This window comes from Erwinia sp. PME.40.26/001, assembly GCF_055556675.1.
The window spans coordinates 1-20,091 of the sequence record NZ_JBVHNP010000013.1 but is presented as its reverse complement, the minus strand read 5'-3'; the positions used below and the strand labels follow the sequence as shown (position 1 = coordinate 20,091).

The window sequence follows — 20,091 nt, the reverse complement described above, 5'->3', positions numbered from 1 at the left end:
CGAGGGGCGCATGGCGCCCCTGTTTTTTTACGCTTTAGGCGCAACGCCATGCTGCTTAAACCAGGCCAGCATACGCTGCCAGCCGTCCTGAGCGGATTCGGCATGGTAGCTCGGGCGATAGTCGGCATTAAAGGCATGGCCGGCATCAGGATAAACGATAATTTCCGCCGTGGCATTGGCCGCCCGCAGTGCCTGGCGCATGGTTTCCACGCTCTCCTGCGGAATGCTGTCGTCTTTGCCGCCGTACAGGCCCAGCACCGGGGAGTTAAGATCCACCGCGATATCGACTGGCTGTTTCTGCTGTTTCATGGTTTTTTCACCCACCAGTTTGCCGTACCAGGCTACCGCCGCTTTAAGCTGGGGATTGTGTGCGGCGTACAGCCAGGTAATTCGTCCCCCCCAGCAAAAGCCGGTAGCGGCCATATTGCGCATATCACCGCCATGACGGGATGCCCAGTTGGCAACATGGTCAAGATCGGCCAGCACCTGAGTATCCGGAACCTGACTCACCAGTTCACTGAACAAGGTCGGAATATCGTTATAGTCCGCCGGGTCGCCCTGGCGAAAATAGAGTTCAGGCGCTACCGCAAGGTAACCTTCAGCCGCCAGACGACGGCAGATATCGCGGATATGTTCGTGAACCCCAAAGATCTCCTGAATCACCAGCACCACCGGCAGCAGCCCTTCGGCATGACGCGGTTTTGCATGGAAGGCAGGCATGTTCTCACCCTGGGTCGGAATTGACGTCTCACCCGAAAGAATATCCGCGCTGTCCGTGGTAATCGTAGTGGCGGCAGTGGGAAGCGTGGCTGGCGCGAAGCCGTTATTGTTCTGTTCTTGCGTCGTGTTATCGTCGGTTTTCATTATCCTCTCCATGCGTGCACAAATACGATCGGCATTAAGGGTTTAACTATAGCCCGAAATGCGCCGGGGTCAGACATCACCTCTGGTATCTCTTATCATCAGATCACCCCAAACGACAGGGTCAGGCGTGTGAAAGCGGTCAGGCTGGGTTGTATGATGTGATGGGTGTCACTATTTATAATGTAATCAATGTAATTTTCATTTGTATTGTCGACGCTTATCACATAAAAGTGCGACGGATTTCCTTACAGTAGTCTTAAGTTCATTCTTCCCTCTTCCCGTGACAGGAGTTTCAAATGGCACAGTCTGACGTTTTCCATCTTGGCTTAACTAAAGCCGACCTTCAGGGCGCCACGCTGGCCATCGTGCCGGGTGACCCGGAGCGCGTGAAGAAAATTGCCGCCCTGATGGACAATCCTGTCCACCTGGCCTCACACCGTGAATTCACTACCTGGCGTGCTGAACTGTCTGGCACGCCAGTGATCGTCTGTTCCACCGGCATCGGCGGCCCGTCGACCTCCATTGCGGTGGAGGAACTGGCGCAGTTGGGTGTGCGGACCTTCCTGCGCGTCGGGACCACCGGTGCGATCCAGCCGGGTATTAATGTCGGTGACGTGCTGGTGACCACCGGTTCCGTTCGCCTCGACGGGGCCAGCCTGCACTTTGCTCCACTGGAATTCCCGGCCGTCGCCGACTTTACCTGCACCACGGCGCTGGTGGAGGCCGCGAAAGCGGCGGGTGCCACCACCCATATTGGTATCACCGCCTCGTCGGATACCTTCTATCCGGGCCAGGAACGCTACGACACCTTCTCCGGACGCGTAGTGAGCCGCTTCCAGAACTCAATGAAAGAGTGGCAGCAGATGGGCGTACTGAACTACGAGATGGAGTCTGCAACGCTGCTGACCATGTGCGCCAGCCAGGGCCTGCGCGCCGGGATGGTGGCCGGGGTGATTGTGAACCGCACCCAGCAGGAAATCCCTGATGCGGAAACCATGAAACGTACCGAAAGCGATGCCGTTAAAATCGTCGTCGAGGCCGCACGTCGCCTGATCTGATAGCTTATGCTTTGGCCGTGCTGTGGCACGGCCTTTACTCTCCCGTTTTCCTGCCTCTGAATTCAGATCCCTCTCGATAATTCTGCGTTTACAGACCAGACCGCTGCTTTTTATCTGGACATTCATACAGTGCGCCTCTATTTTTCCCCTGTCAGGGTTTCAGCAGGAGAAGTAAGGTGGATGTATCAATCATTTATGGCGCGGGGATTGGCCTGGTCGGGTTACTGGCTGGCTGGCTGATAGCCGGGATCCGCAGCCAGCAACAGCTGGCGAAGGCCGAAACGGAACGTCGTCTACAGCAGCAGGCAGCTGAACAGGCTCAGTCCGGACTTCAGCGCCAGCAGCAGTTACTGGATGCTCACCTCCACACGCAGAAACAGAATGAACAGGAGCTGCGTCAGCTGCACGGTTCGCTGGCGGCCGCCGGTGAGAAGCTGCATCAGCTCGATCACTGGCGTGGGGAAGCAGAGCAATTGACCCGGGAACTGCGAAATCAGCTGGAAATTAATGCGTCTCAGGAAGCCGAACTGCGGGAAGTCACTATCCGGCTGGAAGAGACGCGGATGGCGGCCGAAGAAAAGCAGCGCCTGTTGGTTAATAGTGAACAACGCCTTAATGCGCAATTTGAAAACCTGGCGAACCGTATCTTTGAGAACAGCGGCCGGCGGGTGGATGAACAAAACCGGCAAAGCCTGCACGGTCTGATCACACCGCTGCGTGAACAGCTGGAGGGTTTCCGCCGTCAGGTACAGGAAGGCTTTGGGCAGGAGGCGCGTGAGCGGCATACCCTCGCGCATGAAATTCGTAACCTGCAACAGCTCAATGCTCAGATGGCACAGGAAGCGATAAACCTGACGAAAGCGCTGAAAGGGGATAACAAAACCCAGGGGAACTGGGGTGAGGTGATCCTTAGCCGGGTACTGGAAGCGTCCGGGCTGCGGGAAGGCCATGAGTATGAAACCCAGGTGAATATTCAGCTTGAACAGAAAGGGCGAATGCAGCCGGATGTGATAGTGCGGCTACCCCAGGGCAAAGATGTGGTGATCGATGCAAAAATGACGCTGGTCGCCTACGAACGCTATTTTAACGGCGAGGACGACGCCGCACGTGAGCTGGCCATTAGCGAGCATATTGCCGCGATACGCGGGCACTTGCGGCTGCTGAGTCGAAAAGATTACCAACAATTACCTGGTTTACGTTCACTGGATTATGTGTTGATGTTTATCCCGGTTGAACCGGCATTCCTGCTGGCCATCGATCGGCAGCCGGAGCTGATCAACGAGGCGCTGAATCAGAATATCATGCTGGTGAGTCCGACCACGCTGCTGGTGGCGCTGCGCACGATTAATAATCTGTGGCGTTATGAACATCAAAGCCGCCACGCCCAGCGTATTGCCGATCGCGCCGCCAGGCTGTATGACAAAATGCGCCTGTTTGTCGATGATATGAGTGCAATCGGTCAGAACCTTGATAAGGCTCAGGACAGCTACCGCCAGGCAATGAAAAAATTGTCGGAAGGGCGCGGTAATCTGATTGCCCAGACCGAAGGGTTCCGTCAGATGGGCGTTGAAGTGAAGCGTCCGATCAACCCCCGGCTGGTGGGGCAGGCGCTGCCTGAAGCTGATGACGAGGGAGACGAGGACGACGACTCGCCTGCTGACAAGCCGGAGTTTGCGGCAGATGCCCTCACTCGCCGCGTCAATGAATAAACCTTCGGCAAGTGCCTGGTCTTCATGACTCTGGTACACTTGGCAAATATTTGATTGTAGAGCAGGCAAAACAAATGGCAGATGAATCAAAGGACACTACCCACTTTGGCTATCGCACGGTTGCGAAAGACGAAAAGGCCGATATGGTGGCTGATGTTTTCCATTCCGTTGCGGCCAAATATGATCTGATGAATGACCTGATGTCATTCGGTATTCACCGTATCTGGAAGCGTTTCACCATTGATTCCAGCGGCGTGCGCCGCGGGCAGCGCGTGCTGGACCTGGCCGGTGGCACGGGCGATCTCACCGCAAAATTCTCGCGTCTGGTGGGGGAAACCGGTGAGGTGGTACTGGCGGATATCAACAGCTCAATGCTGAAGGTGGGCCGCGATAAGCTGCGTAACAAAGGCATTATCGGTAATGTGAATTATGTTCAGGCGAATGCAGAAGCCCTGCCGTTCCCCGATAACTACTTTGACTGTATTACCATTGCGTTCGGCCTGCGTAACGTCACCGAAAAAGAGAAGGCCCTGGCCTCGATGTTTCGCGTGCTTAAGCCAGGCGGGCGTCTGCTGGTGCTGGAGTTCTCCAAGCCGCAGTTCGAACCCCTGAGCAAAGCCTACGATGCTTACTCCTTCCACATTTTGCCGCGCATTGGTGAAATGGTGGCAAAAGACGCCGGCAGCTATCGCTATCTGGCTGAATCCATCCGTATGCATCCCGATCAGGAAACCCTGAAGCAGATGATGATGGATGTGGGCTTTGAAAATACGACGTATCACAATCTGACGGGCGGCATCGTTGCCTTGCACCGCGGATTCAAGTTTTAAGCAGGGAAACGCATGACATTAACGCCGCTATTAACTGCCAGTCTGGAGACCGCGCTCAATCATCTGCTCTACCGCGATCGTGGCCTTAAGGCGGCGCGTCAACGTCTCAATGGTCGCAGTCTGGCCATCTTGCTGGCTGAGCTGAAGCAGCCCCTGATTTTTATTTTCAGTGAACAGCAGGTTGATGTGATAGGTGAGTGGGGTGATACGCCGGACTGTACGGTGAAAACACGCTTTTCTACGCTGTCAAAACTGCGTGACCGTCAGCAACTGACCACGCTGATACGCAGCGGTGAACTCGACGTTGACGGTGATCTCCAGGTGGTGCAGCAGTTTTCCGCGCTCCTTGACCTGGCTGAACTCGATCCTGCCGAATATCTTGCCCCCTGGACCGGCGATATTGCTGCTCAGGGGATGACTCAGTTTGCCCGTCGCGGCTTCAATGCCGTACGCCGTGATGTGCAGCGCAAGCAGAACTACCTGTCACAAACGCTGACTGAAGAGTGGCGTGTGGCACCCGGCTCCCTTGAGCTGGCCTGGTTTGCTGAAGAAGTGGATGCCGTGTCCCGTTCACTGGATGCGCTGGACGCACGCCTTAACCAGATGGAGGCCAAATGACCTTTGGTGAACTGCGTCGTCTTTATCTGATTATTCGGGTTTTCCTCAGCTATGGCCTGGATGAACTGATCCCCAAAATACGCCTCACACTGCCATTACGCTTCGGCCGTAAATGCCTGTTCTGGATGCCTAATCGCCATAAAGACAGGCCACTGGGTGAGCGTTTACGCCTGGCGCTTGAGCAGTTGGGGCCGGTGTGGATTAAGTTTGGTCAGATGATGTCGACCCGGCGCGACCTGTTCCCGCCGCTGATCGCCGATCAACTGGCCATGTTGCAGGATCGTGTTGCGCCATTTGACGGTAAAAAAGCCCTTAAACTGATCGAACAGTCACTGGGTGCGCCGATCGAAACCCAGTTCGACGATTTTAATATCGTCCCGCTGGCCTCCGCCTCCATCGCCCAGGTTCATACCGCCACGCTGAAAGAAAACGGTCGTGAAGTGGTGATCAAAGTGATTCGCCCTGACATTTTACCGGTGATAAAAGCGGATATGCGGCTGATTTATCGCCTGGCACGCTGGGTGCCGCGTTTGCTGCCTGACGGGCGACGTTTGCGGCCACGGGAAGTGGTCGCGGATTACGAAAAGACACTGCTTGATGAACTGAACCTGCTGCGTGAAGCGGCGAATGCGATCCAGCTCAGACGTAACTTTGACAGTAGCCGCATGCTTTACGTGCCGGAAGTGTATTCAGACTACTGCACGGAAAACATGATGGTAATGGAGCGTATTTACGGCATTCCCATTTCCGACGTGGTGACGCTGGAACAGCATGGTGTCAATATGAAACTGCTGGCTGAGCGCGGTGTGCAGGTGTTCTTTACCCAGGTGTTCCGTGACAGCTTCTTCCATGCGGATATGCACCCGGGGAACATTTTTGTCAGCTATGAACACCCGGAAGACCCGCAATATATCGGCATCGACTGCGGCATCGTGGGGTCACTGAACAAAGAAGATAAACGCTACCTGGCTGAAAACTTCATTGCCTTCTTTAATCGTGACTACCGCAAAGTCGCCGAGCTTCACGTTGATTCGGGCTGGGTGCCGCCGGATACCAACGTGGAAGATTTTGAGTTCGCTATACGCACCGTGTGTGAACCTATTTTTGAGAAGCCGCTGGCCGAAATTTCGTTCGGACATGTGCTGCTCAACCTGTTCAATACGGCACGTCGCTTTAATATGGAAGTCCAGCCTCAGCTGGTTTTGCTGCAAAAAACGCTGCTGTATGTTGAGGGCGTCGGTCGCCAGCTCTATCCACAGCTGGATTTGTGGAAGACGGCCAAACCGTTCCTGGAAGACTGGATTAAAGATCAGGTCGGTATCCCTGCCATCGTGCGGGCACTGAAAGAAAAAGCGCCATTCTGGGCGGAAAAACTGCCTGAGCTGCCCGAGCTGTTTTATGACAGCCTGCGTCAGCACAAGCATTTACGGCACAGCGTTGACCGGCTGGCGAACGATCTGAAAGGGGAGCGTGCTAAGCAGCATCAGTCACGTTATCTCTTTGGTGTCGGCGCAACATTGTTGCTCAGTGGGACGGCAATCCTGCTGTCGCGCCCGGAATGGGACGTGTTCTCTGCCGGACTGATGGCCGCAGGCGTTGTTGCCTGGCTGGTTGGCTGGCGCAGAACAAACTGATTGTCATGAAAGGTAAATAGGCAGCTTATTGCGCGGGGGGTGTGGTTTGTACATCGTCAGCACGACATAAGCTGTTATATACTCGAAACTCGCATCAATTATTGATATCAGAGGTAATAATGGGTGGCATTACACTTCCACACTTGTTAATCATCGCCGTACTCGTCGTCCTGCTGTTCGGCACCAAAAAGCTCCGTTCCCTGGGGTCTGATCTCGGTTCGTCCATCAAAGGCTTTAAAAAAGCGATGAGCGATGAAGACGATAAAGAGAAAGACAAAGCGAACGCTAACGATGCTGACTTCAATGCCAAACTGGCTGATCAACAGCATACAGAAGCAAAGAAAGAAGACGTCAAGAACGACAAGGTATAAACCGTGTTCGACATAGGCTTTAGTGAACTGGTACTGGTATTCGTTATTGGCCTGGTCGTACTGGGCCCGCAGCGTTTACCCGTAGCAGTCAGAACGGTGATGGGCTGGATCCGTGCGCTGCGTTCTCTTGCAACCAGCGTTCAGAATGAACTGGCTCAGGAGCTGAAGATTCAGGAGCTGCAGGACGGTCTGAAGAAAATTGAACAGGCCAGCAAAGACAGCCTTTCTCCTGAGCTTAAAGCCTCGGTAGAGGAATTGAAGCAGACGGCCGATTCGATGAAGCGCTCTTACCTGGGCGAAAATGAAAAAGCCGACGATGAAGCGCACACTATCCATAATCCGTTAGTGAAAGATCCGCAGGAATCGCATGATGGTGTGACCCCTGCGGCAGCGGACCACCAGGCCAGTGCGCCAGCACAGGCACCGGTAACGGTCACCCAGTCTGCCTCTTCACCTCCGCCGGAACCTCAGGAGCCGCCAGCGTCCGCCGCTCCGCGTGCATCCGTACCCCCTGGACAACCAAGCGATGAACGATAAACATGGCTGTTGATGATACCCAACCGCTTATCAGTCATCTGATTGAGCTACGTAAGCGCCTGCTGAACAGCATCATCGCTGTTCTGGCCATTTTTTTGTGTCTGGTGTATTTCTCTAACGACATTTACCAGCTTGTCTCGGCCCCGCTGATCAAACAGTTACCTGCCGGGGCCAGCATGATCGCAACGGATGTGGCCTCTCCGTTCTTTACGCCGATTAAGCTGACGATCATTGTTTCACTGTTCCTGTCAGTGCCGGTCATTCTTTACCAGGTCTGGGCCTTTGTCGCCCCTGCGCTGTATCGTCATGAGCGCAAGCTGGTTATGCCACTGCTGTTTTCCAGTTCATTCCTATTCTACCTGGGGATGGCTTTCGCCTACTTTATTGTCTTCCCGCTGGCGTTTAGTTTCTTTTCCAAGACGGCGCCACAGGGTGTACAGATTGCCACCGACATTAATAACTATCTCGATTTTGTGATGACGTTATTTATGGCGTTTGGCGTGTCGTTTGAAGTACCGATTGCTATCGTACTGTTGTGCTGGACGGGGGTCACCACTCCGGAAGACCTGCGTGAGAAACGCCCGTATGTGCTGGTAGGGGCCTTTGTGGTTGGCATGTTGCTGACACCGCCGGATATCTTTTCCCAGACGCTGTTGGCCATTCCGATGTATTGCCTGTTTGAGGTGGGGGTGTTTGTTTCCCGTTTCTACGTTGGCAAAAACCGCCGCGATGAAGATGCAGAGCAGGACGCAGAATCAGAGTAACGTTGCGCGAACGGCTGCCACGGCAGAACAGTTTGAATTGATTAACCGCCCGTCAGGGCGGTTACTGTATGGATGAAACTATGTTTGATATTGGTGTAAACCTGACCAGCACGCAGTTCGCAAAAGATCGTGAAAAGGTGGTTAAACGTGCGCGCGAGGCGGGTGTCACCGGCATGTTAATTACGGGCACCAACGCGCTGGAAAGTCAGCAGGCCCGCAGCCTTGCGCAGCAGCACCCGGACTATTGCTGGTCAACGGCGGGTGTTCATCCTCATCATGCCAGCGAGTGGTCGGCGGAAACTGCCGCCACGCTGCGCCGGCTGGCTGAAAACGATCGGGTTGTTGCCATCGGCGAGTGTGGGCTTGATTTCAACCGCAATTTCTCAGAACCTGACCAGCAGGAATATGCCTTTAATGCTCAGCTGGCGCTGGCGGCCGAGCTGTCGCTGCCGGTGTTCCTACACTGTCGCGAAGCCCATGAACGGTTTATCGCCATTCTGGCTCCCTGGCTGCCTCAGCTGCCTGCTTCTGTGCTGCACTGTTTTACCGGAACGCGCGAGGAGCTGGAGGCCTGTCTGGCGATGGGATTATCCATTGGCATTACCGGCTGGGTATGTGATGAGCGGCGGGGACAGGCGTTGCGGGAGCTGATGCCGTTAATTCCGGCAGATCGTCTGCTGCTGGAAACCGATGCGCCGTGGTTATTGCCAAGAGATATGCATCCACGCCCGGCTTCACGTCGCAATGAACCCTGCTTTTTACCGCATATTGTACAGCAGGTGGCGCTGTTGCGTGGGGAGGATGCCGGTGAGCTGGCAGAACAAACGGCATTAAATGCGCGGAAACTGTTTCGTCTTTAAGCCGGTCAGAGGGGGCACCATTGCTCCCCGATCGCTTTCCGTTACAGCTTCTGGAACTGGCGGTTACCTATGCTGCGTACCACCTGCTTATTGAGCAGGTTCAGCAATAACATTGAGCGGGCTTCACCATCCGGCTCGGTAAATATGGCTTTCAGTCCTTCAAATGCCCCTTCAGTAATAAGCACGGCGTCACCCGGCTGCGGCAGTTCACTGTCGATGACCACATCAACCGGATCGCTCTGCAGGGCGGTAATAACATCCAAAGGTACAGTAGCAGGTTGGTTACCAAAACGGACAAAATGACTGACGCCACGCGTCGCACTAATGGTCGTGGTATGAATGGATTCGGGATCGAATTCAATGAACAGGTAATTAGGGAATAACGGCTCATCCACCCGGGTACGTTTGCCACGCACGGTTTTCTCTAAAGCAATCATCGGGCTCAGGCAGTGTACGGCCTGGCGCTCAAGATGCTCCTTTGCTCGCAGCAGCTGACCTCGTTTGCAGTAAAGTAAATACCAGGATTCCATAACATCGCTTTCCAATTATCTGGTCGATAAGGATATCAAAATCGCTAAGATAGATATAGCGAGATTGGCGGTATCCGTTCGTTTTCACCTGCTGCCTTATTCAACCGGCTGCTGTCGGGATAACTTCAAATTAGCAGTAATTATCGGATCGGGTAATAACCTTTTCGTACCGATAAATAGTGCTTCCCGATCTGCGTTATAGCCACCGGCGGCTCTGATGGCTGAGATCCACCGGCAGCGCGGTCTGGAAGCAGCCTCATTTTTGGCTGTGGCGTAAACCTGGTAACAAAACTACCCCCCTGGCAGAGATCGGCACTATAATGGCCTTCTCACTGACCGTACTGATGGAAAGTCATGAAATACCACGACTTACGCGACTTCCTTTCTCTGCTTGAACAGCGTGGGGAATTAAAACGCATCAAACAAGAGATCGACCCCGATCTGGAAATGACCGAAATTGCCGACCGCACGCTGCGTGCCGGTGGCCCTGCACTGCTGTTTGAGAACCCAAAAGGTTACAGCATGCCGGTTCTGTGTAATCTCTTTGGTACACCGGACCGCGTCGCGATGGGAATGGGCCAGGAGGATGTTAAAGCGCTGCGTGACGTTGGCCGTCTGCTGGCATTCCTTAAAGAGCCTGAACCTCCGCGTGGTTTCCGCGACTTCTTCGATAAAATGCCGCAGTGGAAGCAGGTGCTGAACATGCCGACGAAACGGCTGCGCAGTGCCCCCTGTCAGGAGCAAATCTGGCAGGGAGATGACGTTGATTTAAGCCGTATCCCGGTCATGAAATGCTGGCCGGATGATGCCGCCCCCCTGGTCACATGGGGACTGACCGTCACCCGTGGGCCGCTGAAAGAACGACAGAACCTGGGGATCTACCGTCAGCAGGTGATTGGCAAAAACAAGTTGATCATGCGCTGGCTCTCACACCGTGGCGGTGCGCTGGATTTCCAGGAGTGGTGCCAGCAGCACCCCGGGGAGCGCTTCCCCGTCTCTGTAGCCCTGGGGGCTGACCCGGCGACCATTCTGGCGGCAGTGACGCCGGTGCCCGATACGCTGTCAGAATATGCTTTCGCCGGTCTGCTGCGCGGAACCAAAACGGAAGTGGTGAAGTGCGTTTCCAACGACCTGGAAGTACCCGCCAGCGCGGAAATCGTGTTGGAAGGGTATATTGAACCCGGTGAAATGGCCCCTGAAGGACCCTACGGTGACCACACGGGCTACTATAATGAAGTGGACAGTTTCCCGGTGTTTACCATCACGCATATCACCCAGCGCCGTGATGCGATTTATCATTCGACCTTTACCGGGCGTCCACCGGATGAGCCTGCCGTACTGGGCGTCGCGCTGAATGAAGTCTTTGTGCCGATCCTGCAAAAGCAGTTCCCGGAAATCGTGGATTTCTATCTGCCGCCGGAAGGATGCTCCTATCGGCTTGCGGTTGTGACCATCAAGAAACAGTATGCCGGGCACGCTAAACGCGTCATGATGGGCGTCTGGTCGTTCCTGCGACAGTTTATGTACACCAAATTTGTTATCGTTTGCGATGATGACATTAATGCACGCGACTGGAACGATGTTATCTGGGCAATCACCACGCGAATGGATCCGGCACGTGATACGGTGCTGATAGAAAATACGCCGATTGATTACCTGGATTTTGCGTCGCCGGTCTCTGGCCTTGGCTCAAAAATGGGGCTTGATGCCACCAATAAATGGCCGGGTGAAACCCAGCGCGAGTGGGGTACGCCGATCCGTAAGGATCCTGCCGTCACCGCACGCATTGATGCGATTTGGGATGAGTTAGGCATCTTGAGTGATACACCTGCGCGCTGACGCGCAGGTGGTCAAATGATAATGACGACCCGACAGAGGGAACGCATGACAACCTTAAGCTGTAAAGTGACCTCAGTAGAGGCGATTACCGATACCGTGTACCGCGTAAGACTGATCCCGGAAGCTGATTTCAGCTTTAAAGCGGGTCAATATTTGATGGTCGTGATGGATGAGCGTGACAAGCGTCCATTCTCTCTGGCTTCAACGCCCATGGAAAAAGACATCATTGAGCTGCACATCGGGGCCTCTGAACTGAATCTCTATGCCATGGCGGTGATGGAACGTATTCAACAGCAGCGCGAGATCACCGTCGATATTCCCCACGGTGATGCCTGGCTGCGTGAAGAGAACGACCGCCCGCTGGTTCTGATTGCTGGCGGCACCGGCTTTTCCTACGCGCGCTCTATTCTGCTGACCGCACTGTCGCAGCAGCCCGATCGGCATATTGCGATCTACTGGGGCGGACGGGAGTTGAAGCACCTGTACGATCTGGATGAACTGAATGCGCTGGCGATTAAGCATCCTAACCTGAGTGTCATTCCGGTGGTTGAACAACCTGAAGAGGGGTTCACCGGTCGTAACGGTACGGTTCTGACCGCCGTAATGCAGGATTATGGCTCTCTGGCCGATCACGATATCTATATTGCGGGTCGTTTCGAGATGGCAAAAATTGCCCGTGAGCGCTTCTGTGCTGAACGGGGTGCGCAGGAAGCCCGTATGTTTGGCGATGCGTTTGCCTTTATCTGACCGTCAGGGGCAGTCCCGCTGCCCCTGCGTTTCTTGTCAGCAAAAAAACCGCCCCTGACAGGCGGTAATAACATGCAATAGTACTTCCAGATCAACGTATTAAACCCGTTCGAATACGGTAGCGATCCCCTGTCCCAGCCCAATGCACATGGTCGCCAGACCGAACTGGGCATCCTTCCTTTCCATCAGATTGAGCAGGGTGGTACTGATACGTGCCCCGGAACAGCCCAGTGGATGGCCCAGCGCGATGGCTCCGCCGTTCAGATTGACCTTCTCGTCAAGTTTCTCCATCAGCCCCAGGTCTTTAATGCACGGCAGGGTCTGCGCGGCAAAAGCCTCATTCAGTTCGAAGACTCCGATATCGCTGATAGTCAGACCGGCACGTTTTAATGCAAGCTGTGAAGCCGGAACCGGTCCATATCCCATAATGGAGGGATCGCAGCCCACGACGGCCATGGCGCGGATCCGTGCGCGGGCCTTCAGGCCCAGCTCCTGCGCTAACGACTCACTCATCACCAGCATCGCTGCGGCACCGTCGGAAAGGGCTGAACTTGTCCCTGCAGTCACGGTCCCTCTGACCGGATCAAAGGCCGGACGCAGTGCTGCCAGGCTCTCTACCGTCGTATCCGGACGGATCACCTCATCGGTGTCATAGCGTTTCAACACGCCGTCGGCATCGTGACCTGACACCGGTACGATCTCGCGGGCAAAGTGCCCGGCTTCCGTCGCAGCCCATGCCCGCTGATGCGAGCGCGCTGCAAATTGATCCTGCATTTCCCGACTGATACCGTGAATTTTCGCCAGCATTTCAGCCGTCAGGCCCATCATACCTGCGGCCTTCGCCACGCTGCGGCTCAGACCGGGGTGAAAGTCCACGCCGTGGTTCATCGGGACGTGTCCCATATGCTCAACGCCGCCAATCAGGCAGGAACGGGCATCACCCACCATAATCGCACGGGCAGCGTCGTGCAGTGCCTGCATCGACGAGCCACACAGGCGGTTGACCGTCGTTGCAGGCACGCTGTGGGGGATTTCTGCCAGCAGTGCGGCGTTACGGGCAATATTAAAGCCCTGCTCCAGTGTTTGCTGTACACAGCCCCAGTAAATATCATCCAGGGCTGCGGCATTCAGCGCCGGGTTACGGCTCAGCAGGCTGCGCATTAAATGGGCAGAGAGATCTTCCGCCCGTACATGACGAAACGCACCGCCTTTTGATCGTCCCATCGGCGTACGGATGGCATCAACGATGACAACTTTTTCCATTTTTTTTTCCTCACGCCGTTTTCAGAGATAAATCGTCGAGCGGGGCTGCCAGGGGATACCAGCTTCCCCCCTGTGCCGCTTTTTCGCGTAATGTGTCCGGTACCTGATAAAGCGCACCAAGAGAGGTAAAAGGTTCGGTCATGGCGACAAATGTTGCACTCCCGAGCGTGTCGAGATAGCGGAATGCTCCTCCATGGAACGGCGGGAACCCCAGACCATAGACCAGCGCCATATCGGCTTCTGCCGGACTGGCAATCACCCCTTCCTCCAGACAGCGAACCACTTCGTTGATCATCGGGATCATCATGCGGGCGATAATTTCCTCATCGCTGAAGATCCGCTTGGGCTGACAGACGCCTTCCAGCAGGCGGTTGGTCTCCGCGTCGGCGACTTTTTTTGCCTTGCCTTTGGCATCGGTTTCCCAGCGCCAGAAACCCTGCTGATTTTTCTGGCCGAAACGTTTAGCGTCAAACAGTACGTCGACAGCATCACGGTAAGCTTTCTGCATACGGTCTGGATAACCTTCCGCCATCACTTGCTGAGCGTGATGCGCCGTATCAATACCCACGACGTCCAGCAGCCAGGAAGGGCCCATTGGCCAGCCAAACTGTTTTTCCATCACTTTATCAATCTGGCGGAAGTCCGCCCCGTCGCGCAGCAGCAGACTGAAGCCGGCGAAGTAGGGGAACAGCACGCGATTGACAAAGAATCCCGGGCAGTCGTTGACCACAATGGGCGTTTTCCCCATTTTGCTGGCCCAGGCCACCACTTTGGCAATGGTGGACCCGGCGGTTTTCTCCCCACGGATCACCTCAACCAGCGGCATACGCGGCACAGGATTAAAGAAGTGCATCCCGCAGAAGTTTTCCGGGCGGGTTAATGCCTTGGCTAACTGGGTAATGGGGATGGTTGAGGTGTTCGAGGCCAGGATAGCATCGGGTCGGATGTGGCTTTCTGCTTCCGCCAGCACGGCGGCTTTAATCTGTGGATTTTCCACTACCGCTTCGACCACCACATCGACACGCTCAAAGCCAGCATAGTGCAGGGTGGGCTGGATCGTGCCAATCACGCCAGCCAGCTTCATCCCGTCGATCTTGCCGCGCGTCAGCTGCCTGTTCAGCAATTTAGCGGCCTCGCCCATTCCCAGCGCCAGTGATTGCTCACTGATGTCTTTCAGGATAACCGGTACGCCTTTCCAGGCTGACTGGTAGGCAATACCGCCCCCCATAATCCCTGCACCCAGCACGGCGGCCCGTTTCGGTGTTTCCACATCGCGGGTGAGTTTTTTTGCGCTGGCTTTGACGGCCTGATCGTTAAGGAAAATACCTACCAGCGCACGCGCCACACTGGAGCGTGCCAGTGGCACAAAGGCCGCCGTTTCCAGTTTCAGGGCTTCGTCTCGGCCCAGACGGGCAGCAGCTTCAATGGTTTTGACGGCAGTCACGGGAGCCGGATAGTGTTTTCCGGCGGTCTGCATCACCATCGCCGTGGCTGTCGTGAAGCTCATGGCGGCTTCAATTTTGCTCAGTTTTAACGGTTCCAGCTTTGGCTGGCGGCGCTCACGCCACGGTTGCCTGCCTGAAATGGCCTCTTTCAATACGGACAGTGCCGCCGCCTGCAGCTTATCTGCCACCACAACGGCATCGACCAGTCCTACTTTCAACGCCTCAGAGCCATCGATATCCTTACCGGCGGCAATAATTTCCAGTGCGCTGTCAGCGCCCAACAGACGGGGAAGACGAACCGAGCCGCCAAAGCCTGGCATAATGCCGAGTTTCGTCTCTGGCAGACCAATGCGTGCATCAGGGGTCGCAATGCGGAAGTCCGTTGCCAGTACGCATTCACAACCGCCACCCAGCGCATAGCCGCTGATGGCAGAAACGGTGGGAACCGGCAGGTCTTCCAGGCGGTTGAAGATGCTGTTGGCATAGGTCAGCCACTGGGCCAGTTTTTCCTCACTGGCCGTAAACAGCGAAAGAAACTCGGTAATATCGGCCCCGACAATAAACGCAGGCTTACGCGAACTCAGTAGTACACCGCGCAGCCCGGGCTGCTGTTCCAGCACAGAGAGGGCTTCACCGAGGCTGGCCACTGTCTTTGTATCCAGCTTGTTCACCGAGCCGGGCGCGTCAAATACCAGTTCGGCAATGCCGTCTTCCAGCCAGTCGAGGGAAAGGGTTTCGCCTTGGTAGAGCATGTCTGTCTCCTGAGCTGCGATAAAAGGGATCTGGTCATACCAGATGATCGTGAGTGTGGAAGCCGTGTTAATTATTTGCAAACGATACGTTGTCGATTTGCAAACAAGATCACAACTGCGGCAAAACGCCATCCCCCTGCAGGCTGTGATAAGATGCCGACAATTTCGTGATATCGGAGGCAGGATAATGGAGTCACTGGTTACGCTTTATCAGCAGCATGTGAATACGTTACAGCAGCGCGCTCAGCAGGTGCTGGCACGGCACAATCTTGATGCCATGCTGATTCATTCCGGGGAATTACTGACGGTATTTCTCGACGATCACACCTATCCGTTTAAGGTCAATCCGCAGTTTAAGGCGTGGGTGCCGGTGACTCAGGTACCGAATTGCTGGTTGTGGATCGATGGCGTGAATAAACCCAGGCTCTGGTTCTATTCACCGGTTGATTACTGGCATAACGTCGAGCCGTTACCTCACAGTTTCTGGACCGGTGAAATCGACATTATTGCACTGAAAAACGCGGATGATATTGCACAGCAGCTTCCTGCGCAGCGGCAGAACGTTGCGTATATCGGTCCGGTCCCTGCGCGAGCGACTCAGCTTGGGCTAAAGGCCGAGGCGATTAACCCGCAGGGCGTGATCGACTTCCTGCACTATCATCGCGCTTATAAAACCGGTTACGAGCTGTACTGTATGCGTCAGGCGCAAAAGACGGCCGTGACCGGCCACCGTGCCGCGAAGGAAGCTTTTCTGTCCGGGATGAGCGAGTTCGATATTAATGTTGCTTATCTCAGTGCCACCGGCCACCGGGATACGGATGTCCCCTACGGTAATATCATTGCTCTTAATGAACATGCGGCGGTATTGCACTACACCCGGCTTGACCATCAGCCTCCCGAGCAGAGTCGTAGTTTCCTGATCGACGCCGGGGCCGAATATAACGGCTATGCTGCTGACCTGACCCGTACCTATGCGGCCAGTGATAAAAGTGAATATGCGCAGCTTATCCGCGATATGAACGCCGAAGAGCTTGCGTTAATCGCCACCCTGAAAGCGGGTGTGCGCTATACCGAGTATCATCAGCAGATGCACTATCGTATTGCCAGCCTGCTGCTGAAGCACCAACTGGTGCAGGGAATGAGTGCAGAAGCGATGGTTAAAGAGGATCTTACCGGGCCGTTTATGCCACACGGTATTGGCCATCCGCTGGGGCTTCAGGTACACGATGTCGCAGGCTTTATGCAGGACGACAGGGGAACCCATCTGGCGGCTCCCGCGCAGTATCCGTATCTGCGCTGTACCCGAATGCTGGAGCCTGGCATGGTGCTGACGATTGAACCGGGTATTTACTTTATCGACTCTCTGCTGGCACCGTGGCGTTCTGGTAAGTTCAGCCAGCACTTTGACTGGGCAAAAATTGATGCTCTTAAGCCTTACGGCGGGATTCGAATCGAAGATAACGTGGTGATCCAGGCTAACGGCGTGGAAAACATGACGCGCGATCTGCATCTGGACTGATGGACGCTTACGACATTCCTGCTGAGGACTTTAGCTTCAGCGAAGAGATAAAAAAAAGCCGCTTTATCACGCTGCTCGCGCATACAGAAGGCGTGGAGGCAGCGAGGGGCTTCGTTCAGCAGGTTAAACAACAGCATCCCACGGCCCGGCATCATTGCTGGGCTTTTGTGGCCGGCGCACCGGATGATTCGCAACAGCTTGGGTTCTCCGATGACGGGGAACCTTCGGGTACGGCGGGTAAGCCCATGCTGGCCCAACTGATGGGCAACAACATTGGCGAAATTACGGCGGTGGTCGTGCGCTATTATGGTGGCATCCAGTTGGGTACCGGTGGGCTGGTCAAAGCCTATGGCGGTGGGGTACAGCAGGCGCTGCGTTTACTGCCCCGCAAAATTAAAGTTCCCATGCTGCCTTTTAGCCTCGTCTGTGATTATGCTCAGTTGGGGGAGATTGAACGTATGGTGGCGCGTTTCGACGGCCAGGTACTCAATACGGATTTTTTGCAGAATATAACGCTTCACCTTGCCTTACCTCATGCACAGGTGGCCGGGTTCAGACAAAATCTGTCAGACTTTAGCCGGGGCGCTTTGCAGTTAGCCTCGCTCAAATAACACTTCATGTCAGGAAAGGAACGGCAGAATGCATTTTCGCGCCATCACCCGCATAGTGGGTTTACTGGTCATCTTGTTCTCAGGCACCATGATCGTGCCCGGGCTGGTGGCATTGATTTACCGCGATGGTGCAGGGCGAGCATTTACTCAGACGTTTTTCATGGCACTGATGATTGGCACCTTGCTGTGGTGGCCGAATCGTAAAAAGAAAAGTGAGCTGAAGCCAAGAGAAGGATTCCTGATTGTCGTGCTGTTCTGGACGGTACTGGGCAGCGTGGGTGCCATGCCGTTCATTTTTTCTGAGCAGCCTAACTTGTCCATTACGGATGCGTTCTTTGAGTCTTTCTCCGGCCTGACAACGACCGGAGCGACCACGCTGGTGGGGCTGGACTCATTGCCAAAGGCAATTCTGTTTTACCGGCAGATGCTGCAATGGCTCGGTGGCATGGGGATCATTGTGCTGGCCGTGGCGATTTTGCCTATTCTGGGCGTCGGCGGAATGCAGCTTTATCGTGCTGAAATGCCCGGGCCGCTGAAGGATAACAAGATGCGGCCGCGTATTGCGGAAACGGCGAAAACCCTCTGGCTGATCTATGTCCTGCTGACGGTCGCCTGTGCGCTGGCTCTGTGGATGGCAGGCATGCCGATGTTTGATGCGATTGGGCACAGTTTCTCGACCATTGCCATTGGGGGGTTTTCCACCCATGACGCCAGCGTAGGCTACTTCAACAGCCCCACTATTAATACCATCATCGCGGTTTTCCTGCTGATTTCCGGCTGTAACTATGGCCTGCACTTCTCACTGCTGAGCGGACGCAGTCTGCGCGTCTACTGGCGCGATCCTGAATTTCGCATGTTTATTGGGGTGCAGATTACGCTGGTGATCATCTGTACGCTGGTACTGTGGTTCCACAATGTCTACAAGACCGGAATGGAAACGCTTAACCAGGCCTTCTTCCAGGTGGTCTCGATGGCGACGACGGCGGGCTTTACGACTGACAGTATTGCCCGCTGGCCACTCTTCCTTCCGGTATTGTTACTCTGTTCGGCCTTTATTGGCGGCTGTGCGGGCTCGACCGGCGGTGGTCTGAAGGTGATCCGTATTCTACTGTTATTTAAGCAGGGGTCGCGTGAGCTGAAGAGACTGGTCCATCCAAATGCGGTTTACACGATTAAATTGGGTAACCGTGCCTTACCTGAACGTATTCTCGAAGCCGTGTGGGGGTTCTTCTCTGCCTATGCACTGGTCTTTATTCTCAGCATGCTGGCGATCATCGCCACTGGCGTTGATGACTTCTCCGCATTTGCTGCCGTTGCAGCAACGCTGAATAACCTTGGGCCAGGACTTGGGGTGGTAGCAGACAACTTTACGTCAATGAATGATACTGCCAAATGGATACTGATTTTGACGATGCTGTTCGGGCGTCTTGAAGTCTTCACCTTGTTAGTTCTGTTTACGCCAACTTTCTGGCGTGAATGAGTGAGAGTGCAACAATGAAAGCATTAATCCTTTTTTCCAGCCGTGATGGTCAGACCCGCGAAATCGCCTTCTATATTGCTAACCAGCTGAAGGAGGTGCGGGAGTGTGATGTGTTCGATATCCAGCTGGTTAACGAGATTGACTGGTCACAGTACGATCGGGTGCTCATTGGTGCTTCTATTCGTTATGGTCACTTCCAACCAGCGGTAGCGAAATTTGTCAAAACACATCTTACGTCGTTGCAGCAGCGCGTTAGTGGTTTTTACTCTGTCAATCTGACCGCTCGTAAACCCGAGAAGCGTACCCCTCAGACAAATGCTTATACGCGTAAGTTTCTTTTGCAGTCTCCGTGGGAACCGGACTGCTGTGCCGTATTCGCCGGTGCGCTGCGCTATCCGCGTTACGGCTTCTTTGACCGTTTCATGATCAAGCTGATTATGCGTATGACTAAAGGTGAAACGGATACCAGTAAAGAAGTTGAGTATACCGACTGGCAGCAGGTTGCCCGTTTTGCTCATGAATTTGCTGATTTCCCAGGCAAATTGTCGTAAAAAAAGACGCTTCGCTGAAAAATAACGCGCCCAGTCATTTTTTTGCAATAAACCCTTGTCACCCGTCCAGAACTCCCTATAATGCGCAACCACTGAGACGGCACAACGG

General features: G+C 54.7%; 19 protein-coding genes. 15 read left to right on the top strand and 4 right to left on the bottom strand.

Annotated features, from left to right (window positions below):
- Positions 1-27 precede the first annotated feature (27 nt).
- Positions 28-864 carry a dienelactone hydrolase family protein gene (locus ACZ3HG_RS21495; protein ID WP_062748643.1) on the bottom strand — a complete coding sequence of 279 codons (837 nt, stop codon included), beginning with the start codon at positions 862-864 and terminating at the stop codon, positions 28-30.
- 296 nt (positions 865-1,160) lie between these two features.
- On the opposite strand from ACZ3HG_RS21495, the gene udp reads away from it, so the two are divergent.
- From udp to tatD, 9 genes are all read left to right on the top strand, one after another.
- Positions 1,161-1,922, top strand: a complete 762-nt coding sequence (gene udp / locus ACZ3HG_RS21490) for a uridine phosphorylase (RefSeq protein WP_062748645.1) — start codon at positions 1,161-1,163, stop codon at positions 1,920-1,922.
- A 176-nt stretch (positions 1,923-2,098) separates the two neighbouring features.
- Positions 2,099-3,631, top strand: coding sequence for a DNA recombination protein RmuC (gene rmuC, locus ACZ3HG_RS21485; protein ID WP_191935662.1), 1,533 nt, complete (start codon positions 2,099-2,101; stop codon positions 3,629-3,631).
- Positions 3,632-3,705: 74 nt separating this feature from the next.
- Positions 3,706-4,461, top strand: coding sequence for a bifunctional demethylmenaquinone methyltransferase/2-methoxy-6-polyprenyl-1,4-benzoquinol methylase UbiE (gene ubiE / locus ACZ3HG_RS21480; RefSeq protein ID WP_062748649.1), 756 nt, complete (start codon positions 3,706-3,708; stop codon positions 4,459-4,461).
- 12 nt (positions 4,462-4,473) lie between these two features.
- A complete protein-coding gene (gene ubiJ / locus ACZ3HG_RS21475; protein WP_191935663.1) occupies positions 4,474-5,079 on the top strand; it encodes a ubiquinone biosynthesis protein UbiJ in 606 nt (201 codons plus the stop codon).
- Positions 5,076-6,713, top strand: coding sequence for a ubiquinone biosynthesis regulatory protein kinase UbiB (ubiB, locus tag ACZ3HG_RS21470; RefSeq protein ID WP_062748654.1), 1,638 nt, complete (start codon positions 5,076-5,078; stop codon positions 6,711-6,713). The genes ubiJ and ubiB overlap by 4 nt, the downstream gene beginning before the upstream one ends.
- Positions 6,714-6,832: 119 nt before the next feature.
- Positions 6,833-7,084, top strand: a complete 252-nt coding sequence (gene tatA / locus ACZ3HG_RS21465) for a twin-arginine translocase TatA/TatE family subunit (protein WP_062748656.1) — start codon at positions 6,833-6,835, stop codon at positions 7,082-7,084.
- 3 nt (positions 7,085-7,087) lie between these two features.
- Positions 7,088-7,621, top strand: coding sequence for a Sec-independent protein translocase protein TatB (tatB, locus tag ACZ3HG_RS21460; RefSeq protein ID WP_191935664.1), 534 nt, complete (start codon positions 7,088-7,090; stop codon positions 7,619-7,621).
- Positions 7,622-7,623: 2 nt separating this feature from the next.
- Entirely contained in the window at positions 7,624-8,385 is a 762-nt protein-coding gene (tatC, locus tag ACZ3HG_RS21455) for a Sec-independent protein translocase subunit TatC (RefSeq protein ID WP_062748661.1), read from the top strand.
- An 80-nt stretch (positions 8,386-8,465) separates the two neighbouring features.
- Positions 8,466-9,245, top strand: coding sequence for a 3'-5' ssDNA/RNA exonuclease TatD (gene tatD, locus ACZ3HG_RS21450; protein WP_191935674.1), 780 nt, complete (start codon positions 8,466-8,468; stop codon positions 9,243-9,245).
- 41 nt (positions 9,246-9,286) lie between these two features.
- Here the strand turns inward: tatD and rfaH are convergent, their stop codons facing one another.
- Positions 9,287-9,775: a transcription/translation regulatory transformer protein RfaH gene (gene rfaH, locus ACZ3HG_RS21445; RefSeq protein ID WP_191935665.1), complete on the bottom strand. Its 489-nt coding sequence runs from the start codon at positions 9,773-9,775 to the stop codon at positions 9,287-9,289.
- A 354-nt stretch (positions 9,776-10,129) separates the two neighbouring features.
- Between rfaH and ubiD the strand changes: the two genes are divergently transcribed.
- A complete protein-coding gene (ubiD, locus tag ACZ3HG_RS21440) occupies positions 10,130-11,614 on the top strand; it encodes a 4-hydroxy-3-polyprenylbenzoate decarboxylase (protein WP_062748669.1) in 1,485 nt (494 codons plus the stop codon).
- A gap of 45 nt (positions 11,615-11,659) precedes the next feature.
- On the top strand, positions 11,660-12,361 hold the full coding sequence (gene fre / locus ACZ3HG_RS21435) for an NAD(P)H-flavin reductase (RefSeq protein WP_191935666.1): 702 nt from the start codon (positions 11,660-11,662) through the stop codon (positions 12,359-12,361).
- A 99-nt stretch (positions 12,362-12,460) separates the two neighbouring features.
- On the opposite strand, the gene fadA is transcribed toward fre, so the two are convergent.
- Together fadA and fadB are read right to left on the bottom strand one after the other, a co-directional pair.
- The gene (fadA, locus tag ACZ3HG_RS21430) at positions 12,461-13,624 is read right to left on the bottom strand and encodes an acetyl-CoA C-acyltransferase FadA (protein WP_191935667.1); all 1,164 of its coding nucleotides are present in this window, start codon (positions 13,622-13,624) and stop codon (positions 12,461-12,463) included.
- Between the two features lie 10 nt (positions 13,625-13,634).
- Positions 13,635-15,821: a fatty acid oxidation complex subunit alpha FadB gene (gene fadB / locus ACZ3HG_RS21425; protein WP_465334358.1), complete on the bottom strand. Its 2,187-nt coding sequence runs from the start codon at positions 15,819-15,821 to the stop codon at positions 13,635-13,637.
- 187 nt (positions 15,822-16,008) lie between these two features.
- On the opposite strand from fadB, the gene pepQ reads away from it, so the two are divergent.
- The 4 genes from pepQ to hemG are packed head-to-tail and all read left to right on the top strand — an operon-like array spanning position 16,009 to position 19,982.
- A complete protein-coding gene (gene pepQ, locus ACZ3HG_RS21420; protein ID WP_191935669.1) occupies positions 16,009-17,340 on the top strand; it encodes a Xaa-Pro dipeptidase in 1,332 nt (443 codons plus the stop codon).
- Entirely contained in the window at positions 17,340-17,951 is a 612-nt protein-coding gene (locus tag ACZ3HG_RS21415) for an IMPACT family protein (RefSeq protein ID WP_191935670.1), read from the top strand. Before pepQ ends, ACZ3HG_RS21415 begins: the two co-directional genes overlap by 1 nt.
- 28 nt (positions 17,952-17,979) lie before the next feature.
- Positions 17,980-19,431 carry a Trk system potassium transporter TrkH gene (gene trkH, locus ACZ3HG_RS21410; RefSeq protein WP_191935671.1) on the top strand — a complete coding sequence of 484 codons (1,452 nt, stop codon included), beginning with the start codon at positions 17,980-17,982 and terminating at the stop codon, positions 19,429-19,431.
- A gap of 14 nt (positions 19,432-19,445) precedes the next feature.
- Complete coding sequence (hemG, locus tag ACZ3HG_RS21405; RefSeq protein ID WP_191935672.1) at positions 19,446-19,982, top strand: menaquinone-dependent protoporphyrinogen IX dehydrogenase; 537 nt, start codon at positions 19,446-19,448, stop codon at positions 19,980-19,982.
- Positions 19,983-20,091: the final 109 nt, after the last annotated feature.